Annotated in this window: 6 protein-coding genes and 1 riboswitch; of the genes, 5 read left to right on the forward strand and 1 reads right to left on the reverse strand. The window is 34.7% G+C overall.

The genetic code is table 11. The annotated features are described in order from the left end of the window. The 4 genes from ACLTU0_RS10625 to ACLTU0_RS10640 form a co-directional block, all read left to right on the forward strand. Positions 1-656, forward strand: a 656-nt coding sequence (locus tag ACLTU0_RS10625; protein ID WP_412322411.1) for a DUF6873 family GME fold protein, incomplete at its 5' end; no start/stop codon positions are given. Between the two features lie 46 nt (positions 657-702). Next, positions 703-778: riboswitch (Fluoride riboswitch) on the forward strand. 49 nt (positions 779-827) lie between these two features. Then, a complete protein-coding gene (locus tag ACLTU0_RS10630; protein WP_412322412.1) occupies positions 828-2,027 on the forward strand; it encodes a cation:proton antiporter in 1,200 nt (399 codons plus the stop codon). Between the two features lie 39 nt (positions 2,028-2,066). Beyond that, positions 2,067-2,825, forward strand: a complete 759-nt coding sequence (locus ACLTU0_RS10635; protein WP_118446286.1) for an alpha/beta hydrolase — start codon at positions 2,067-2,069, stop codon at positions 2,823-2,825. A gap of 79 nt (positions 2,826-2,904) precedes the next feature. After that, the gene (locus ACLTU0_RS10640) at positions 2,905-4,320 is read left to right on the forward strand and encodes an aminoacyl-histidine dipeptidase (protein ID WP_412322414.1); all 1,416 of its coding nucleotides are present in this window, start codon (positions 2,905-2,907) and stop codon (positions 4,318-4,320) included. Positions 4,321-4,410: 90 nt separating this feature from the next. Here the strand turns inward: ACLTU0_RS10640 and ACLTU0_RS10645 are convergent, their stop codons facing one another. Continuing rightward, positions 4,411-4,749: a hypothetical protein gene (locus tag ACLTU0_RS10645; RefSeq protein ID WP_412322416.1), complete on the reverse strand. Its 339-nt coding sequence runs from the start codon at positions 4,747-4,749 to the stop codon at positions 4,411-4,413. Between the two features lie 18 nt (positions 4,750-4,767). Between ACLTU0_RS10645 and ACLTU0_RS10650 the strand changes: the two genes are divergently transcribed. Continuing rightward, a partial coding sequence (locus ACLTU0_RS10650) for a hypothetical protein (protein WP_412322418.1) occupies positions 4,768-5,330 on the forward strand: 563 nt, incomplete at its 3' end.

The raw sequence follows: 5,330 nt of genomic DNA on the forward strand, positions 1-5,330 counted from the left end.
CTGTATATACTCTTGAAAAATTAAATATCAAAGTAATTCCGACTTTAAAGATTGATAATCTGTATGACTCCGTTGCAACCCACGCAGATATTCAAATTCACTATATCGGAAATAATTGTTTTATATCTGCTCCCGAAACATATGAACATTACAAAAAATATATGCCTAAAAAGTGTACTTTAATTAAAGGACAAAACAATATAGACTCAAAATATCCGTATGACGTGTGGTACAATGCTACGGCTTTAAAAGATTATGTTATTTGTAATAAAGCATATACTGATAAAACGATTCTTGATAGTCACAATAAAGAAATTATTAACGTCAAGCAGGGGTACAGTAAATGCAATATTTGTATTGTAGACAATAATGCAATTATAACGTCTGATAACGGAATAGCCAAGACAGTGGCACAAAAGGGAATAGATGTCCTAAAAATATCATCAGGTCATATTGAATTGCGAAAACTTGATTACGGCTTTATTGGTGGAGCAACGGGACTTATAGATAATAGCACGCTTGCTGTAAACGGTGACATTAATTCTCACCCCGACAGTGAACAAATTAAGGTGTTTTGCCATAAATATAATGTTGATATTATTCCGCTTAAAGACGGTAAATTAGTTGATATTGGAACAATTATAGTAAATATTTAAGTTAGGACTTGATTTTCACAAATAAATCTGATATAATATTCAAGAATTAAATAAAGGGAATGAGGTTCTCCCTTAGTATAATACTAAAACCGCTTATTTAAGCTGATGACTTCTGCACTATTTTTTAATGCAGAAACATCAGCTTTTTCTGTATTTTATGGAGGAATATTTATGTTTTTTAGTTTAGCAATCATTTTATTGTTCGGTCTGTTACTTGGCGGAATATGCAAAAAACTGCGATTGCCGTCACTTATAGGAATGTTGGCTGTTGGAATTATAATAGGACCGTATGCACTGAATTTAATTGATACATCAATTCTTGAAATATCCGCACAATTACGCAAAATTGCATTAATTATAATTCTTGCAAGAGCCGGATTGTCGCTCAATGTGTCGGAATTGAAAAAAGTCGGCAGACCTGCTATAATGATGTGCTTTGTTCCGGCTTGTTTTGAAATAATAGGTATGATACTTCTTGCACCTAAATTGTTAGGAATATCCGTAGTTGACGCGGCAGTTATGGGTACAGTGGTAGGTGCGGTTTCACCTGCGGTTATTGTGCCTAAAATGCTGAATTTAATAGAGAACGGCTACGGTAAAGATAAAAGCATTCCGCAACTTATACTTGCCGGAGCGTCGGTTGATGACGTGTTTGTTATAGTTCTTTTCGCTGCATTTCTCGGTCTGTCGCAAACAGGAGATATGTCTGCTGTCTGTTTTGTAAAAATCCCAATATCCATTGTATTGGGTATAACTGTCGGTATTTTTGTCGGAATAGTGTTAGGCAAATTTTTTGCTAAAGCACATATCAGAGATACGGTAAAAATAATCATTTTAATGTGCGTGTCGTTTTTGCTTGTTGCATTTGAAGATACTTACGGTGGAATTGTGCCGTTTTCATCGCTTATTGCCGTTATGTGCATAGGTATTTCTTTGCAAAAAGTCAGAAAAGAGGCGACTCAACGTCTTTCTCAGCGATACAACAAACTATGGGTTGTTGCGGAAATATTATTATTCGTGCTTGTCGGTGCAAGCGTTAATATTGATTACGCACTTAAAGCGGGAGTAGCCGCAATTATATTGATATTCTTAGTTTTGCTATTCCGTATGTTCGGCGTATTTATTTGTATGTTGAAAACAAATCTCAACTTAAAAGAAAGACTGTTCTGTATGATAGCTTATCTGCCAAAGGCGACTGTTCAAGCCGCAATAGGCGGAATACCACTTTCTATGGGATTAAATTGCGGTGAAACAGTTTTAACCGTTGCGGTTTTGTCAATAATAATCACCGCACCGTTGGGAGCATTTTTGATAGACTTAACATATAAGAAACTATTGACAAAAAACGCTTTACAAAAGCAAATAAAATGATATAATTGTATTATATTTTATTTTAAGGTGGTTTAGTTTATGAATGTAACATTAAAGCGTGACGGATTAACTTTGAGAGGCGAACTTTTAAAGCCGGACGTTGAAAAATGTCCGATACTTATTATATTTCACGGATTTATGGCGAATATAGGCAAAGATGATAAATCGATGTTTTATCAGATTGCACACGAATGTCTGAATAACGGTATCGCAACAATACGGTTTGATTTTGACGGTCACGGCGACAGTGACGGTGAATTTTGTGATATGAATGTATTAAGCGAAATACTTGATGCCGCTAAAATAATTGATTATGTCAGAGGACTTGATTTTGTTACCGAAATAAATATACTCGGTCATTCTCAAGGTGCTTTGGTTGGCGGTATGATGGCGGGATATTATCGTGAATGTATCAGTAAACTTATAATGCTTGCTCCTGCCGCAACAATTAAAGACGATTCTTTAATCGGCTCGTGTTTCGGTACTCCGTATGATATGATAAACGTACCGGATAAATTCCCTGTAAAAGATAATGAAGGTAATCATTATGAAGTCGGCGGTATGTATTTTAGAGTTGCAAGAACATTGCCGATTTATGAAACTACATCAATGTTCTGTGGTAAAACACTGATCATACATGGTACTGCCGATGACGCAGTTGGAGTTATCGGTTCTCGCAGATATAAAGAATGTATGCCGCATAATACCGAACTTGTATTAATTGAAGGTGAAGGACACGGTTTGGATAATTCATTGGATGATATAAAGAAACGTGTTATCGAGTTTTTGAAGAAATAATTATAATCAGAGTTGAAATATACTCTGATTTGTTTTGTTTATAAAATAAATGTGATATAATATAGTTGAGGTGAAAAAGATGGATTATAATGAATTAGAACCTAAGATAGTATTTCAATATTTCAAGGAAGTATCGAATATTCCGCATGGTTCTGGAAATATAGAAGAAATATCAAAATATTTAATGAATTTTGCAAAGGAACATAATCTTAAAGCAATTTACGATTCCGGCAGAAATATTATAATTTTTAAAGACGGTACAAAAGGGTTTGAAAACAGTGAGCCTATTATTTTACAAGGTCATATGGATATGGTGTGTGACAAAGTACCGGATTGCACTATTGATATGTCTAAAGAGGGCTTGACATTGTGTACCGACGGTGAATATTTATGGGCTGACGGTACAACGCTTGGCGGTGACGACGGAATTGCGGTTGCTTATATACTTGCAATTCTTGCTTCAGACGATATACCTCATCCGCCTATTGAGGCAGTTATAACAAGAGATGAGGAAATAGGTCTTTTAGGTGCGGCTGAGCTTGAGACGTCATATCTGAAAGGTAAGCGTTTAATTAATATTGACAGTGAAGATGAAGGCATTTTTACCGCCGGTTGTGCCGGTGCAATGATTTATACTGCCAATATTCCGATAGAATTTGAAAACAGTGACAATAACACTTTGCGTATAGAAATAAGCGGTTTAAACGGAGGACACAGTGGTATTGATATTGGCAAGCAACGTGAAAATGCAATCAAATTATTAGGGAAAATACTTTATGAGTTATCACAAGATTGTAAATTTTCTGTTTGCGATATAAATGGGGGAGTTAGAGAAAACGTCATACCTAAGCAAGCATATGCCGTAATCTGTATAGAGGATACATCGAAATTAAAAGACATAGTCAAAAACATAAAATCAGAATTAATCAATACAGAAAAAGACTTGAAAATAACTTTTTCAGAAACTGAAATCAGCAAAAAACTTTCAAAACAAAGTACCGATAAAATAATAACATTTCTTACAAATACAAAATCTACCGCATTAAAGTTTAACAATAAAAATGAAGTGCTTACATCACTGAACTTAGGCGTTGTTTCGTTAGCGGATAATACATTTCAAGCAAGTTTTATGATTAGGTCCAATTTGAAGAATGAAAAAGAACAACAATCGGACATTTTAGATGAATTAGTGTTATCACTTGGCGGTTCATTTGAACATTCCGCAAGCTATCCTGCATGGGAATATGCTGAAAATTCAAAATTAAGAGAAACTATGACTGCTGTATTTGAACGTTTATATGACAGAACGCCTAAAATCGAAACTATCCACGCAGGGTTGGAGTGCGGTATTATTGCCGATAAAATTAATAATCTCGATGCAGTATCAATAGGACCTAATATTTTAGAAATTCATACTCCGAACGAGAAACTTGATATAGCTTCTACCAAACGCACATGGAAATTTTTAATTGAAATTTTAAAAGAATTAAAATAGCTTTTAACAGACAGAAATTCAAAATGAATTTCTGTCTGTTTTTGATTAAGCAAAAATAAGTACAAAAAACATATCTGTGCATAAGAATAATTATTTGGGAATTAAAATACAGGCACAATATCCGGGGATAGGCTGATAGCAATAAATGGTAAGATGTTTGTCAATTTCAGGACTGTAATCGGTCAGAGTATGCTTGTTGCCGTTGAGGGCAACATCGGCATATGTAACCAACCACTTTTTATCACCGTTTTCAAAAACTTCATAAAATGAGCGGTTAATCATCTCACTGATGGGTATGCCTTCTACATCTGCCATCATTTCGTTGCAATATCTGAATACAAAATCAACACCGTGACCTTTTTCATCAAAAACCAATTCAATAACACAGAAAGCAAGCGGTATTTTATCCCAAAGGGTACATTTTTCCAAAAGACCTAAAGGCCCGGCTTGGTAACAATAAAATATGACGGTAATCATATCGGCGGTCTTTTTGGCGAAAAAAACGGAAAAAATGATGATTTTGGAAATTGTTATTACACCGGAACAATAAACAGCGAGATTGGTGATTTCGGACATCTGACTAACAATTCAGAACATTATACAGTAAGAGATTTTGCCAAAACAAGCGAAGAAATAGTATCGGAAGATGTTCTTATGAGCCTTAATTTGTATGCAAGAGCAAATAAGCCTAATGATACACAGCTACTTTATTGGAAGTCAGAGAACGGTATCCCGGTATTAACTGAGGAAGAACAGGTTTTCCCGTCTACAATCACAAATAATCAACCAAATTATATCACGGTTGCAGCGAACGCAATGGCAGATACAAGTGTAGAGATTAAAACGGATAAAATTCCGTCTTATTTGAAACTTACCAAAATAACTGTAAATGATAATGAGATTAAAGCAAATTCAGACGGCAAGTATATATTTACTATGCCCGAAAATGATGTTACGGTGGATGCTGATTTTGAGTTTATGCTTGAAAAAGATTCTTATGATAACTATAT

Source organism: Hominilimicola sp. (assembly GCF_046972485.1).
GTDB classification, from domain to species: domain Bacteria; phylum Bacillota; class Clostridia; order UBA1381; family UBA1381; genus Hominilimicola; species Hominilimicola fabiformis.